This is a genomic window from Eubacterium multiforme (assembly GCF_030813415.1).
In the GTDB taxonomy this organism is placed as follows: Bacteria; Bacillota; Clostridia; order Clostridiales; family Clostridiaceae; genus Clostridium; species Clostridium multiforme.
In genome coordinates this window covers 1-16111 of the sequence record NZ_JAUSUF010000001.1, presented here as the reverse complement: position 1 = coordinate 16111, position 16111 = coordinate 1, and the positions used below count along the sequence as shown (strand labels likewise).

General features: G+C 26.4%; 14 protein-coding genes. All 14 read left to right on the top strand.

Translation table 11 applies throughout. The annotated features are described in order from the left end of the window. The first annotated feature begins 71 nt into the window (after nucleotides 1–71). The 14 genes from sigK to J2S18_RS00005 all read left to right on the top strand — a co-directional run bounded on the left by sigK (nucleotide 72) and on the right by J2S18_RS00005 (nucleotide 15877). A complete protein-coding gene (gene sigK, locus J2S18_RS00070) occupies nucleotides 72–773 on the top strand; it encodes an RNA polymerase sporulation sigma factor SigK (protein WP_307481618.1) in 702 nt (233 codons plus the stop codon). 88 nt (nucleotides 774–861) lie between these two features. Further along, nucleotides 862–1920 (top strand): type IV pilus twitching motility protein PilT, encoded by a 1059-nt coding sequence (locus J2S18_RS00065; protein ID WP_307481615.1) that lies wholly within the window; start codon nucleotides 862–864, stop codon nucleotides 1918–1920. A gap of 126 nt (nucleotides 1921–2046) precedes the next feature. Then, nucleotides 2047–3330 carry a cell division FtsA domain-containing protein gene (locus J2S18_RS00060; RefSeq protein ID WP_307481612.1) on the top strand — a complete coding sequence of 428 codons (1284 nt, stop codon included), beginning with the start codon at nucleotides 2047–2049 and terminating at the stop codon, nucleotides 3328–3330. A 13-nt stretch (nucleotides 3331–3343) separates the two neighbouring features. After that, the gene (ftsZ, locus tag J2S18_RS00055) at nucleotides 3344–4498 is read left to right on the top strand and encodes a cell division protein FtsZ (protein WP_307481609.1); all 1155 of its coding nucleotides are present in this window, start codon (nucleotides 3344–3346) and stop codon (nucleotides 4496–4498) included. A 191-nt stretch (nucleotides 4499–4689) separates the two neighbouring features. Next, nucleotides 4690–7359 (top strand): SH3 domain-containing protein, encoded by a 2670-nt coding sequence (locus J2S18_RS00050; RefSeq protein WP_307481606.1) that lies wholly within the window; start codon nucleotides 4690–4692, stop codon nucleotides 7357–7359. Between the two features lie 258 nt (nucleotides 7360–7617). Further along, nucleotides 7618–8421: a sigma-E processing peptidase SpoIIGA gene (locus tag J2S18_RS00045; protein WP_307481605.1), complete on the top strand. Its 804-nt coding sequence runs from the start codon at nucleotides 7618–7620 to the stop codon at nucleotides 8419–8421. A 10-nt stretch (nucleotides 8422–8431) separates the two neighbouring features. Continuing rightward, nucleotides 8432–9139, top strand: a complete 708-nt coding sequence (gene sigE, locus J2S18_RS00040) for an RNA polymerase sporulation sigma factor SigE (RefSeq protein WP_307481603.1) — start codon at nucleotides 8432–8434, stop codon at nucleotides 9137–9139. Nucleotides 9140–9217: 78 nt separating this feature from the next. Further along, nucleotides 9218–9991, top strand: a complete 774-nt coding sequence (gene sigG / locus J2S18_RS00035) for an RNA polymerase sporulation sigma factor SigG (RefSeq protein ID WP_307481600.1) — start codon at nucleotides 9218–9220, stop codon at nucleotides 9989–9991. Nucleotides 9992–10086: 95 nt separating this feature from the next. Next, nucleotides 10087–10350 carry a YlmC/YmxH family sporulation protein gene (locus tag J2S18_RS00030; RefSeq protein ID WP_307481599.1) on the top strand — a complete coding sequence of 88 codons (264 nt, stop codon included), beginning with the start codon at nucleotides 10087–10089 and terminating at the stop codon, nucleotides 10348–10350. Between the two features lie 95 nt (nucleotides 10351–10445). After that, nucleotides 10446–10895, top strand: a complete 450-nt coding sequence (gene nrdR / locus J2S18_RS00025; protein WP_307481596.1) for a transcriptional regulator NrdR — start codon at nucleotides 10446–10448, stop codon at nucleotides 10893–10895. A gap of 132 nt (nucleotides 10896–11027) precedes the next feature. Beyond that, a complete protein-coding gene (pgeF, locus tag J2S18_RS00020; protein WP_307481594.1) occupies nucleotides 11028–11762 on the top strand; it encodes a peptidoglycan editing factor PgeF in 735 nt (244 codons plus the stop codon). Nucleotides 11763–11775: 13 nt separating this feature from the next. Next, entirely contained in the window at nucleotides 11776–12474 is a 699-nt protein-coding gene (locus J2S18_RS00015) for a response regulator (protein ID WP_307481591.1), read from the top strand. A 5-nt stretch (nucleotides 12475–12479) separates the two neighbouring features. Continuing rightward, nucleotides 12480–14159, top strand: a complete 1680-nt coding sequence (locus tag J2S18_RS00010) for a sensor histidine kinase (RefSeq protein ID WP_307481590.1) — start codon at nucleotides 12480–12482, stop codon at nucleotides 14157–14159. A 131-nt stretch (nucleotides 14160–14290) separates the two neighbouring features. Continuing rightward, a complete protein-coding gene (locus J2S18_RS00005; RefSeq protein ID WP_307481588.1) occupies nucleotides 14291–15877 on the top strand; it encodes a sigma 54-interacting transcriptional regulator in 1587 nt (528 codons plus the stop codon). Nucleotides 15878–16111: the final 234 nt, after the last annotated feature.

The window sequence follows — 16111 nt, the reverse complement described above, 5'->3', positions numbered from 1 at the left end:
TTTTATAAGTTGAAGCAAGTTTCTTATAAAAAAATCATATGATAATACTAAGCACTATAAGGAGGATGAAAGTGTTAGTACTATCGAATTTTATTGATTTATTGTGTAATACTTTATTTTTAACAGGATATATATCTAACAATAACACTTTCCCAACACCCCTTGATGAAAAAGAAGAGGAAAAATATTTGAGAAAGTTAAAGGCTGGAGATAAGAAAGCTAAAAGTATTTTAATCGAAAGAAATTTACGGCTAGTAGCTCATATTGTAAAGAAGTATTCTTTTCCAAATAAGGATGTTGATGAATTAATATCTATTGGAACAGTTGGGCTTATTAAAGCAATAGACTCTTTTGATGTGGATAAAGGAACAAGGCTTGCAACATATGCTTCTAGATGTATAGAAAATGAAATACTAATGTTATTTAGAAATAATAAAAAACAAAAGGGAGAAGTGTACTTACAAGATCCTATAGGAATCGACAAAGAGGGAAACGAAATCTGTTTAATTGACGTTTTAAGTAGCGAAAAAGATTCTGTTCTTGAAAAAGTAGAAAATAATCTTCAGATAAAGGTATTATATAAAAAAATGGAGGAAATACTTACAGATAGGGAACATGATATAATCATTATGAGATATGGACTTAGGGATGGAAAAAGTAAAACACAAAGAGAAATTGCTGCAAAGCTTAATATTTCAAGGTCTTATGTTTCTAGAATAGAAAAAAAGGCTTTAAAGAAATTGCAAAAAGTTTTATATGGAAAGTGTATGTAAACTTATTCTAAATTCCTCTATATAAAAATAGAGGAATTTATTTATGTTTATAGAAAATAAATCATAATAATAAGACGGAGGAAAACTGATGATTACATTAGAGGAATTATTAAATAAAACTATAGAATTAGATGCTTCAGATTTACATCTTACACCTGATATTCCACCAATAGTAAGAGTAAATGGGGATTTGATACCTTTAGGTAATGAAAATTTAAGTAAAGATTCATTGAGAGAATTTGCAAAGGAAATTTTAAAGGATGAATATGAAAAATATATTGAGTTAGGAGAAATGGATACTGCATATTCATTAAATGAAAAAGGAAGATTTAGAGTAAATGTATTTAAACAAAGAAGTGGAGATGCAATAGCATTAAGATCAATAAAGCTAAAGGTACCAACATTAGATGAATTAGGTCATCCTAATATTATTAAAGAGCTAACTAAGAAACAAAGGGGATTAGTTTTAGTTACTGGACCTACAGGTAGTGGTAAAAGTACAACCTTAGCAGCGATGATAAATGAAATTAATTTAACAAGAAGTGAGAATATAATTACAGTAGAAGATCCAATAGAATATGTTCATAAACATAATAAATCTATAATAAATCAAAGGGAAATAGGAAGAGATACTAAAAGTTATCAAAATGCATTAAGAGGGATTTTAAGGGAAGATCCAGATGTTATACTTATAGGAGAAATGAGGGACCTTGAAACTATAAAAATAGCAATAACTGCAGCTGAAACTGGACATTTAGTTTTTTCAACTTTGCATACAATAGGAGCTGCAAAAACAATAGATAGAATTATTGATGTTTTTCCACCTCATCAACAACAGCAAATAAAAATTCAACTTTCAGCTGTTATGCAAGGGGTAATATCACAGCAGCTTATTAAAACAGAAGATGGAAAAGGAAGAGTTGCAGCTTTAGAGATAATGACAATGACTTCTGGTATACAAAATCAAATTAGGGAAGGAAAAACATATCAAATTGAATCTGCAATGCAAACTGGTGCTAAATACGGCATGAAGACCATGGATATGGCACTTGCAGAGCTTGTAAAAGAAGGAACTATATCAGCTGAAAATGCAATGGCATATTCAATTGATAAGGAAATATTAGAAAGAATGATAATGACAATTTAATGAATAATAAAATAAAGATTTTATTAAGATGTTAATAATAAAAAAATTTAAAAAGGAATTTACAAATATGTGTTGAATATATAAATTGTATGAAGAAACTAATATGACAGGAGGGAGGACTAAAAGATGCAAGAATTTTTAGTTACAGCTGTAGATATAGGAACTAAAAAGATTTCAGCTTCATGTGGAATATCAGCAATTGGGCAAGAAGTTGAAATATTAGGAAGTTCTTGTGTTTATTCAGAAGGTGTTGAAAATGGACAAATAGTTGATATTGATAGGTGTCGAGAAAGATTTCTTGAAGTTTTAGATAAATTAGAAAAAAATATAAATAGAGAAATTAAAGAAATTTACATAGGTATATCATCTTCAAATGTTGAACTTAAGGAAGAAAATTGTGAAGTGGATATAGATGGTGAAGTAACACCTAAACATATAAATGAAGTTAAAAGAAAATTAAAACAAGAAATTTCTTTAAATGAAGATGAGGAAATATGTGATATTGTAATAAACTATTATAAAGTAGATGATAAAAAATCATTTGATCTATCTGAAAAATTAAGTGGAAATAAACTTATAGTTAATGCTACAGTTATTGTTTGTAAAAAAGATATAATTAAAAGGTATATAGACTTATGTATAGGTACAAGATATGAAATCAAAGGTTTTGTAGTTAACATAATGTCACTTAAAAAGATATTCTTATTTAAAGAACAATTAGGAAATAGAGTATTAATAGAAAGTGGAGCTTCTTCCACAGAAGTTGCAGTTTTAGAAGATGGAATAGTTAAAGAATTATTTTTTATACCATTAGGTGGAAATAATATAACAAATGACCTTACTATTTGTGCAGATATTTCTAATGAAATCGCTGAAAAGATTAAATGCAATTATAGTGAAACTTATAAAAGTATTTGTAACCAAACAGATGGAGAAAGTATTTCTTTTGAGGGAAATAAGATTAATAAAGAACTTTTTTATAAAGTTTGTGAAGCAAGAATTGAAGAAATACTTAAATATGTAAAGAATAAGTTAAAAAATACTAGTAATTACAAGGATTTTTGTAGTATAATTTTATGTAGTGATTCTTTAACTAATTTTGAAAATATAGAGGAATTATCAAATAGAATTATAGGCGAAAATATGCATATAATTACAAAAAATGAGTTTAATATGCAAAATTTTTCAAATATTACTTCATTAGCTATTGTTAAAGAGGTGCACGATAGGGTAGAATTAATATATGAAGATTTTACAAAAGAAGTTAAAGATAATACTTTAAGATTTGAAAATTTAAATGATATAAATAGAAAGCATGAGTGTAAGCTAGATAATACTAGCCACGAAATAGAAAAAAAGAATAAAGGCATTATAGGAAAATTAAGAAGTTTACTAGAGGATATTTTCTAAAGGAGGAATTGTTTTGTTAGATTTTGAAGTGGATATGCAAGAATTAACTAATATAAAGGTAATAGGTTGTGGAGGCGGAGGAAGTAACGCTGTAAACAGAATGATAGTTGAAGGATTAAAAAATGTAGAATTTATAGCTATAAATACTGATAAACAAGCACTTATGTTGTCACATGCTAATCAAAAGATTCAAATCGGAGAAAAGCTTACTAAAGGTCTAGGAGCTGGAGCAAATCCAGAAATTGGACAAAAAGCAGCTGAAGAGAGTAGAGAAGAAATAACAGCAGCAATTAAAGGTGCTAACATGGTATTTATAACTGCTGGTATGGGTGGTGGAACTGGAACTGGTGCAGCACCAGTTGTAGCTGAAATCGCTAAATCATTAGAAATACTTACAGTAGGTGTTGTAACTAAACCTTTCCCATTTGAAGGAAAGAGAAGAATGAGACATGCTGAAATGGGTATTGCTAAATTAAAAGAAAAGGTTGATACATTAGTAATAATACCTAATGAAAGACTATTATTTATGGCTGATAAGAAGACAACTCTTTTAGATTCCTTTAGATTAGCTGATGATGTATTAAGACAAGGTGTTCAAGCTATTTCAGACTTAATAACTATTCCAGGGGTAGTTAATGCTGACTTTGCTGATATAAAAGCAGTTATGTTAGATAAAGGATTAGCTCATATGGGTGTTGGACATGGTAAAGGGGATAATAGAGCCTCTGATGCTGTTAAAGAAGCAATTGCATCACCATTACTTGAAACTTCAATTGAAGGAGCTACAGGAGTTATTCTTAACTTTACAGGTGGTTCAGATCTTGGAGCATTAGAAGTATATGAAGCAGCAGATGTTGTAAGAGAAGCAGCAGATGCAGATGCAAACATAATATTTGGTGCTGTTATAGATGAAACTTTACAAGATGAAATAAGAATAACAGTTATTGCTACAGGATTTGAAGAGGACGGAATTGGAGCTCCATCAAAAGAAAGTACTAAAATTGATGTTAAGCCTCAAATAAAACAAAGAGTTGAAGAAAATGCAGAAACACCTAAAGAAGAGGTAGCTGCAACTACTGAAGAAGAAACAGTAAGTTCAACAATTACTTATACAGAAGAAGATTTATCAATTCCTACTTTCTTAAGAAGACCAAGAAGATCAAATTAAATATGTGTATTAAGTTTTAACCTTGGAAATTAATTTCCAAGGTTTTATTTTTTGTTCATTTAGGTTACAAAAAAATTAAGAAAAAGTGAAAAAAGAAATAATGAAGCTGTTTAATAGAATAAGAAAATATGGTAAAATTAAAGAGAATATTAATAAAATAGAAAAATAATGTAGTATATGGGGAGATATGTATGAATAGGAAAAAAATTACAACAATGTTGTTAGTTGTAGCAGCAGCTACTAGTTCATTACTCTTAGATAGTACAAAAGCATTTGCAGATACTCATAGTCATAATAATAAAAACAACGTCAGGTCTTTTGCATCAGAAAGCAATTCACATAAAGGGAAAGTAATAAATGTAGATACTAATTTAAGAGTAAGAAAAGGACCAAGTACAAGTGACGGTGTTATAGGATATCTTAGAAATGGGCAAACTTTTGATATAATCGGTAGAGATGGTTCATGGTATAAAATAAAATATGAAGGAAGAAATGGATACATTCATAAAGATTATGTAAAAGAGTTAGATAATGATAATGATGTAGAAAAAGGAAAAGTAATAAATATTACTTCAGTTTTAACATTAAGAAAAGAAGGATCAACTAAAAGCAAATCTTTAGGATACCTTAGAAATGGACAAACTTTTGATATATTAGCTAAGGAAGGTTCTTGGTATAAAATAAAAGTTGATGGAAAAGTTGGTTATGTTTACGGAGAATATGTAAAAGTAACTAGCAAAGGTAATGAAAATACTTCTAGTAAGGATAATTCTAAAAAAGATAATAAATCAAATGAGAAGAAGTCTTCAGAAAGTATAAAAGAAGGAAAGGTAGTAAATATAACTACTAGTTTAACAGTAAGAAAAGATTCAAGTACAAGTTCAAAATCAATAGGATACTTAAAAAATGGAGAAAAGTTACAAATAGTTTCAAAATCAGGATCATGGTACAAGATAAAATATAAAGGTAGCTATGGTTATGTATACGGTGAGTATGTAAAGGTAACTAATGAAAGCAGTAGTAAACCAGAAAATAAACCAAGCAGTAAGCCAGAAAATAAACCTTCAGAAAGTATAAAAGAAGGAAAGGTAGTAAATATAACTACTAGTTTAACAGTAAGAAAAGATTCAAGTACAAGTTCAAAATCAATAGGATACTTGAAAAATGGAGAGAAACTAGAAATAGTTTCAAAATCAGGATCATGGTACAAGATAAAATATAAAGGTAGCTATGGTTATGTATATGGTGAATATGTAAAAATAACTAATGAAAGTAGTAGTAAACCAGAAAATAAACCAAGCAGTAAGCCAGAAAATAAACCTTCAGAAAGTATAAAAGAAGGAAAGGTAGTAAATATAACTACTAGTTTAACAGTAAGAAAAGATTCAAGTACAAATTCAAAATCATTAGGATACTTAAAAAATGGAGAGAAACTAGAAATAGTTTCAAAATCAGGATCATGGTACAAGATAAAATATAAAGGTAGCTATGGTTATGTATATGGTGAATATGTAAAAATAACTAATGAAAATAGTGGAAGTAGTAAGCCAGAAAATAAACCAAACAATAAGCCAGAAAACAAACCAAGTGAAAAACCTTCAAATAAATTTGAAGGAACAGGCAAGGTTATAAATATCACAAGTAACTTAAGAGTAAGAAAAGGACCAGGTACAAATCATGGAATAGTTGGATATTTGGTAAATGGAGATACTTTTGATGTTTTAGGAAAAGAAGGATCATGGTATAAAATAAAAAAAGGAAGTTTACAAGGTTATATAAGTGGAGAATATGTAAAATTCTATTCAAAAGATGAAAAACCTGATAACAAGCCTGATAATAAACCAAATGTAAAACCAGAATCAACAAAAAAATATGGAAGAGTTAATGTTGGTAGTGAGCTTAGAATTAGAGAAAAACCAAATACAAATTGTAAGATAATAGGAAACTTAAGAAATGGCGAAGTAGTTGAAATACTAGGAGAAGAAAATGGTTTCTATAAAATAAAAGATGCTGGAATAACTGGATATTCATCAAAAGAATATATAAAAGAAATTTCAGAAGGTGACATAAATAATAATATTACTCCTGATAATGGAACTGGTATCCATACAAATTATCATATGTCAATGAGTTCTTATATAAAATTACAACAAAGAAGAGTTTCTTCATATAGTTATGATTACTTTGAAAAATATATTAATCCTAATAAGGCAAGTAATGTAGAACAATTTTTAAGATTAGATGAATTTAGAAATGTTAGTATAAGCAAATTAAATAGTTATTTAAGTAATTCAGGAGTTTTAGCTGGACATGCTCAAGGATTTGTTAATGCTTGTAAAAAGTTTGGCATGGATCCAATATATTTTGTTGCACAATCAGTTCATGAAACAGGACATGGTAAGAGTAAATTAGCTAAAGGCGTTAGAATAACTGAAATAGCTAATCCAAATAAAGAAATAAGAAATAGTAAAGGTGAACTAATTGGTTATGAAATGATAAAATTAGATAAACCTGTAACAGTATATAATTTATTTGGAATAGGTGCTTATGATAATTCAAAAGCCTTCCCTAATAGAGCATTAATACTTGGAACAACATATGCTTATACTCATGGTTGGACAAGCGTTGATAAAGCAATAGAAGGAGCTGCAAAATTTGTATCAGATAATTATGTAAATAGCTCAACTTATAAACAAAATACACTTTATAAAATGAGATTTATTCCTAATGTTGATTTAATTTGGCATCAATATGCTACAACACCATGGTATGCTAAAGAAATAGGAGATTTAATCCACGAAATGAGACATATATATTCAGGAAATAATGATTTTGTTTATGATAAACCTGCATTTAATTAGAAAATAAAAATTTTAATATTAAAGACTCATATTAATAAACTAAAATAGTTTATTAAATATGTGTCTTTTTTTTATGTAAAAATATAAAAAAATAGATGAATTATAAATTTAAATATCAATAAAAAGTAATAAAAAAAATAAAAAATATTTTGGTGTAATTAAATGTAAAAAAAATTAGTTGAAAACTATAATTTATAACAATTAATATGACAAAATTTTAAAGAATATAGTTATATAATTTTCTTAGGGGGTATGCTAGTGGATATATATGTAGACGTATTAATAATTGAAAATTTAGTAGTTAATTTATTTTTATTAATAATATCATATAAAGTAATTAGAGAAAGGTATTCTTTTAAAAAATGTGTATTATCAGCGTTTATAGGAGCTCTGTATACTTTAACTATGGTTTTTAATGAATTAAATTTTTTATCTAATAATGTATTTCAAATTATAGTTTCATTAATTTTAGTTTATATTCCAATTTACAATAAAAAAATAAGTAATGTTTTAAAATGTGGTCTCACATTTGTAGCATCATCTTTTTTGTTAAGTGGAATTTGTTTTAAATTTGCTATAGCAACTAAGGAATATTCAATTAAAAATGGAATTGTTATAAATGATTTTAATATTAAATATTTAATTTTATCAGTGGGAATTATTTTTATTTTTTTAGAAAGAATTACAAGTTATATTAGAGAAAAAAATATTATAAGAGATTTCTTTTATGATATTGAAATAAGCTTCAAAGATACAGAGATATTAGTAAAAGGATTTTTAGATTCTGGTAATGAGTTAAGAGAACCAATTACTAATTTGCCTTGTATTTTAGTGGAAGAGGATTATTTAAAGGAGCTAGATATTAATAATGAAGGTGTACTTTATATTCCATATAGTGCTATTGGATACAATGGTAGTTTAAAGGGATTTAAAGTTAATAATATTAAACTTAGAAAAAGTGGAGAATTATTTAGAGAAATAGATGCAATATTATGTCCTTGTAAGGATACTTTAAGCAGAGATAATGAATTTAATGCATTACTATCAAGAGGGGTAATATAAGGAGGATTTTATGATAAATATACAGGTTTTATTAAATAGGGTATTAGAAAAATTAGGATTGTTTAGAAAAAAACTTCACTATGTAGGAGGAAATGATGCACTTCCACCACCACTATCTAAGGATGAGGAAGAGGAATTAGTAAATAAATTAAAAGATAGAGATGAAAGTGTAAGAAGTACACTTATAGAAAGAAATTTAAGATTAGTTGTTTATATAGCAAGAAAATTTGAGAATACTGGAGTATATGTTGAAGATTTAATTTCAGTTGGAACAATAGGGTTAATAAAGGCTGTAAACACATTTAATCCTGAAAAAAAAATAAAACTTGCAACTTATGCATCAAGATGTATTGAAAATGAAATACTTATGTATTTAAGGAGAAATAATAAAATTAAAGCTGAAATATCATTTTATGAACCTTTAAATATAGACTGGGATGGAAATGAGCTACTTCTATCAGATATATTAGGAACAGAAAATGATACAGTTTATAATTTAATTGAAGATGAAGTAGATAAGCAGTTATTATTTATTGCATTAAAAAATTTAAATGAAAGGGAAAAAGAGATAGTAAGATTAAGATTTGGATTAAATGGAACTAATGAGAAGACACAAAAAGAGGTAGCTGACATATTAGGAATATCCCAATCTTATATATCTAGACTAGAGAAAAAAATAATAAATAGATTAAAGAAAGAAATAAGCAAAATGGTTTAGGTTGTCTTTAGTATAAAACTTTTCTCATAAGGAAATACTCTTTATTGTGATGACATTACTTCTAAGGAGCTGATGACTTTGATCATTAATAAAGTTGAAATATGTGGAGTAAATACTGCAAAACTTCCTATACTTAAGGAAAAAGAGAAAAGAGAACTTTTATTAAAGATGCAATCTGGAGATGGCAGTGCAAGGGAAACCTTTATAAAAGGTAATTTAAGGTTAGTTTTAAGTGTAATTCAAAGATTTAATAATAGAGGCGAAAATGTAGATGATTTATTTCAAGTTGGATGTATTGGACTTATGAAAGCTATAGATAATTTTGATTTATCTCAAAATGTTAAGTTTTCAACCTATGCAGTTCCAATGATAATTGGAGAAATCAGAAGATATTTAAGAGATAATAATTCTATAAGGGTTAGTAGATCCTTAAGAGATATAGCCTATAAAGCTTTGTTAGTAAGAGATAGATTAGTTAAAAACAATAATAAAGAGCCAAATATTTCTCAAATAGCGAAGGAATTAGAACTTCCTAGGGAAGATGTTGTTTTTGCATTAGATGCAATTCAAGATCCAGTATCTCTATTTGAGCCTATATATCATGATGGTGGCGATGCAATATATGTTATGGATCAGATTAGTGATTCAAAGAATACTGATGAAAATTGGCTAGAAAATATATCAATAAATGAGGCTATGAAAAGATTAACAGATAGAGAAAAATTAATATTAAATCTTAGGTTCTTTAAGGGAAGGACACAAATGGAAGTAGCAGATGAAATTGGAATATCACAGGCACAAGTATCTAGATTAGAAAAGACAGCACTTAAACACATGAGAAAATATGTATAGGAGAAGAACTCGTAAAGAGTTCTTTTTCTATATATAAATATAATAAATAAAGAGTTTTCAGAATATAAATTAAGGTATAGAAGGGAGAGGTATATATGGAAGAAAACTTACATTCAATTAATTCAATGAGAAGTATGGAAATAATAGAGGTAAATACAGGAAGAAAATTAGGCTTTATAAGTGATATAAAACTTGATTGTGAAGAGGATAAAGTTCAATCATTAATTATTCCAGGAGAAGTTAAAAGTTGGTTTGGAAAAGGGGAAGAAATAGAGATTCCATGGGAAAATATAGAGAAAATTGGCGTAGATGTTATATTAGTTTCTTTAGATGAAGTTAATATAATTAGTGGAAAGTAGAATATTTCTATATAATAACTAGTCAGGAATGTAAAAAATATGTATAATAACCATATAGGCTAAGGAATTAATGTACAGAAAGGTGGGAATTACTTATGAAATGCCCTTTTTGTTCTTTTCAAGAAAGTAAAGTAGTTGATTCAAGATCAACAGATGATAATACTACAATAAGAAGAAGAAGAGAATGTTTAAGATGTAATAAGAGATATACAACATATGAAAAGGTAGAAGATATTCCAATATTAGTTATAAAAAAGGATTTAACTAGAGAAAATTTTAACAAAGAAAAGATTGTAAATGGATTAATTATAGCTTGTCAAAAGAGACCTATTTCCAGAAAGCAAATAGAAGATATTGCAGAGGATATAGAAAAAACTATATCCAATAAGATGATGACAGAAGTTCAATCTAACTATATAGGGGAAATGGTAATGGAAAGACTTAAGGAAATTGATGAAGTTTCATATGTAAGATTTGCATCTGTTTACAGACAATTTAAAGATATTAATACCTTTATGGAAGAAATAAATAGATTAATGAAATAACAAAAGGCATTTTAATTCTTATTATAGAATTAAAGTGCTTTTTTAGGTTAAAGTTAAGTAAAAATATAAATTGTTCAATAGATAATATATGCAGTAAATGTTAAAATAATATTAAAAGATAGGGAGGATATTATGAATATTATAAATATAGAAGATTTTAATGAAAAAAGAGATTTTTTAGTTTTAGATAATAATAAATCAAAAATCGTCTTTTCAACAGCAAAAGAAAATAGAAGTTTCAATAGATACACTGAAGATGGAATTAAAGCATTAAATAGTATAAAAGAAGATTTTTTAGTAGATGAAGTAATTTATTTAAATCAAATTCATTCTGATAAAGTTTTAAAATATAATGGAGAAGAAAACTTTATTGAAAATGATGGTGATGGGATAATTACAAACAAAAGAAATATTGCAATAGGAATATTTACTGCTGACTGTGTTCCAGTAATTATTTTAAATGAAGAAAGTGGAGTAATTGGTGCAGTTCATAGTGGATGGAAAGGTACATTTAATTCAATTACAAAAAAAGCTTTAGAAAAAATGAGAGATTTATATGGAGTTAATCATAAAAATACAAAAATTTATATAGGTGCTCATATAAGAAAATGTTGTTATGAAGTATCAGAGGAACTTAAAGAAAAGTTTTTAAAGGAAAAAGATATAGATGAAAATATATTATTTGAAGGTAGAAATTTAAATTTAGAAAGTTGTATTGAAAAAGATGCAATTGATAGTGGACTTTTAGATGAAAATATTTATAAGTTAAACTTATGCACTTATTGTGAAGAGAAAATAAAACTTCATTCATATAGAAAATCAGAAGGGTCATATGGAAGGTTATTTTCATTTGTAATATTAAAATAAAGGAGGTAATATTGTGGCACAAGATAAGATTTTAATAGTTGATGATGAGGAACATATATTAGAATTACTAAAATTTAATGTTAAAAATGCAGGATATGAAGTTATTACAGCTAATAATGGAGTAGATGCTTTAAAAATTGCAAAGGAAGAAAAACCAACACTAGTCCTATTAGATTTAATGATTCCAGGAATGGATGGGTTTGATGTATGCAAAGAAATTAAAAAAAATAGAGAAACTAGTAACACTGCTATAATAATGCTTACAGCAAAGGGAGAGGAACTTGATAAAATATTAGGTTTAGAACTTGGAGCAGATGATTATATAACAAAGCCTTTCTCAATTAGAGAACTTTTAGCAAGAATTAAGGCAGTTCTTAGAAGAAGTTCAATTGCAACAGTAGATAAAGAAGAATTATTCTATGAAAATGGTAGATTTAAAATAGATTTTGAAAGACATGAAGTTTCTATTAATGATGAAAAAATTGATGTTACTTTAAAGGAATTTGAACTTTTAGAAATACTTATTAAAAATAGAGGAAAAATATTAAGAAGAGAAGTTTTACTAGATAAAATTTGGGGATATGAATATATTGGAGAGACTAGAACTGTAGATGTTCATATCAGATACTTAAGAAAGAAAATAGAAGAGGATGATAAGAATCCAAAACTTATTGAAACTATAAGAGGGGTAGGATATAGATTTAACGGGTAAGTGTTATGAAAAAGAAAATTATAACTTCAGTAATAATTACAGTAATATTTGCTCTTGTAGTAATAACAGCCTCTTTTGTAGCTTTATCAAGTATGCAGGAAATTCAAAATACAAGAAACATATTAAAAAATTATAATGAAATAGTTTCAAATTGGAAGAATGTAGACAAAGAAGATTTAAACATATTTAAAATAAATAAAACAAATATAAGATTTACTATAATAAACAAAGATGGAAAAGTAACTTTTGATTCTTTTGAAGATAATGATTATAAAAATTATAGTGAAAGAGAAGAGGTACAAAAGGCTAAAGTTAAAGGTGTTGGATATTCAGATAGATATAGTGACACCTTAAAAACAGATATGATTTATTGTGCAACTAAATTTAAGGATGGAACAATAATAAGAAGTGGCGTACCAGAATCTACAATAAAGATATTTTATAAAGGAAATATGAAATATTATATAGCAGTAAGTATTATGGTTTTAATTTTTTCAATAGCATTAGCATTTAAACTTGTAAGAATAATAGTTGATCCAGTTAAACATTTAGAATGTGTTACATCAAAAATAGCTAATGGAAATCTTCAAACTAGGGTAAACATTTCATCTAATGATGAGCTTGGACAACTTGGTAAAACCTTTAATAATATGGCAGATCAACTTCAAAGTAAAATAAATGAGGTTTTAGATAAACAAAGTAGCTTAGAATCTATTTTAAATTGTATGCAAAGTGGAGTAATTGCTTTAGATAATGATAATAAAATAATTACAATTAATCCTTATGCACAAATTATATTTGGAATAAATTTTGATGTAACAGGAAAATTTTTAACTGATTGCATTGAAGAGAAGAATATAAAAAATATTTTAGAGGATGAAAGTGATAATGAAGTTGAAATTAAAATTAAAAAGCCAGTTGAAAGATTTTTAAAGATAAAAAGAGCAAATATAATCAAAGGATATAAAAGAATTGGACGCGTTATTGCAATTCAAGATATAACAGAAATGAAAAGACTTGAAAATATAAGAACTCAATTTGTTGCTAATGTTTCCCATGAACTTAAAACACCACTTACATCAATTAAAGGCTTTGCAGAAACTTTAAGATATGTTGATGATGAAAAAACTAAATTAAAGTTTTTAGATATAATTGATAAAGAATCAGTTAGACTTACAAGACTTATAAATGACATATTAGTTCTTTCAAATTTAGAAAGTGCTGTAGTTGAAGAAATGGAAGAATTTTTACCTGATGACATAATTGATGATGTAGTTAACATTTTAAGTGATCAGGCAATGAAGAAAAATATTAAATTAAATTTTAATAGGGAAAATGTTAATTATATATTAGGACAGAAGGATAAGTTTTTCCAAGTTGCTATTAATATAATAGAAAATGCAATAAAGTATTCAAATGAAGGTGCAACTGTTAATGTTAGAAGCTATTCTTCTCATGGATATTACACATTTGAAGTTGAAGATAATGGAATTGGTATACCAGATGAGGATATACCAAGAATATTTGAAAGATTTTATAGGGTAGATAAAGCAAGAAAAAGTGGAGGAACAGGTCTTGGACTTGCTATAGTTAAGCATATAGTTAAAAGTTTTGCAGGAACAATAGAGGTTTATTCTAAATTAAATGAGGGAACAAAATTTGTTCTTAAAATAAAATATATATGATTTATTTAATTTAATTAAAAGTGTTAGTAAAAATATAATGTTTTGCTAACACTTTTTACATTAAATTTAGAAAAAAATTGTATTATAATAAAAGAGATGGCATAAGAATATACTGAAAAAAGGGGGATATTATGAAAAAATATATTAGATTTGAAATTGTGACAGAAGATAGACTTGGTATAACTTTAGATATATTAAAACAATTTTATAAGTTTGATATAAATATTATTGCATTAGAAGTATTTTCAAAAAAGGTTTTTGTAAAAATGCAGGATGCATATACAAGCAAAATAAATTTTTTAATTAATGGATTATATAAAGTAAAAGGTATAGAAAAAGTAAATACTATTGAGTTATTAGAATATGAAAAAAATGAAAAGAAACTTCTTGCAATTATTGATGCAGTAGATGATGGGATAATGTATATTAATAGAAATTCAGAAATTGAAATATTTAATCGTTATTGTGAGGATGCATTTAAATGTAAAAAGGAACAAGTATTGGGGAAGAAAATTAATAATATTGTAAAAAATGAATCAATGATACAACTTCTTAATAATGGTGGTAGGTATGATAATATAGAAATGAATTTAAAAAATGATAAAGAAAATAATAAGTATTTAATTACTGGAATACCAATAAAAAATGATAATAATACAACTATTGGAGTAGTAGCTTCAATAAGAGATGTAAAAAAGGCAATGGAAATTGTAAATGTTGTTTCAAATTCAGATGATGGGGTTTTTAAAGACATTATTGGAAGTAGTCCTAGTATGGAAAGGGTAAAGGAGATAATTAAGTCTGTATCTAAAAATAATTCCACAATAATGTTAAGAGGTGAAAGTGGAACTGGAAAGGAACTATTTGCAAAAGCAATTCATAAATTTAGTGATAGAAAAGATAAAAGTTTTGTTCCTATAAACTGTGCAGCTATTCCAAGTAATTTAATTGAAAGTGAACTTTTTGGATATGAAAAGGGAAGTTTTACTGGAGCTATTAAAAGTAAAGATGGTCTTTTTAAAGAAGCTAATGGTGGTACTTTGTTTTTAGATGAAATTGGGGAACTCCCATTACTTATGCAGGCTAAAATTTTAAGGGTTTTACAAGAGAGTGTTGTACGAAGAATAGGAAGTAATGTAGAGGAAAGAGTAGATGTTAGAATAGTTTGTGCAACTAATAGAAATTTAGAGGACATGGTTAAAAAAGGTCAGTTTAGAGAGGATTTATATTATAGATTAAATGTAATACCTATATTTATTCCACCTTTAAGAAAGCATATAGAAGACATTCCTAACTTAGTTACATTTTTTATAAATAAATTAAATAAAAAATTAAATAAACATATTTTAGGTGCAGATATTCAATTTATAAATAAACTTTTAGAATATAATTGGCCAGGCAATATTAGAGAATTAGAAAACATAATAGAAAGAAGTATGAATTTATGTAATGAGGATTTTTTAAAGGAAGAACATTTTATAATTCATTTTAATAAAGATTCAAAATTGGAAGAGGATAAAGATAATGATTTAATTAACTTTAAATCCTGTGATGATAATTTAAAATTAAAAAATATAATTGAAATTTATGAAAAGGAGGCAATAATAAAAGCCTTAAAGAAAAATAAAACTTTTAGAAAAACAGCAATTGCCCTTGGAGTATCACATACTACTGTAATTAATAAAGTTAAAAAATATGGAATAGAGTGGAAAGAATAATTTACACTTGTAAATAAAGTTTCCATAAAACTTAGCATAATGGATAAAATTTTTACATATCAAAAATATATTAAAGCAAAAGTAGACTAAAAGCCCTTTATAGATAACGTTTTCATAAATTAAAAATAATTGGCACAATAAATGCTAAGTATATAAGTGAGAGGTTAAATTAAAAAAGTTTTTAATTAAAATAAAAAAATCTAAGGGGGATTAAGTTTATGAGTAAAGATTGTA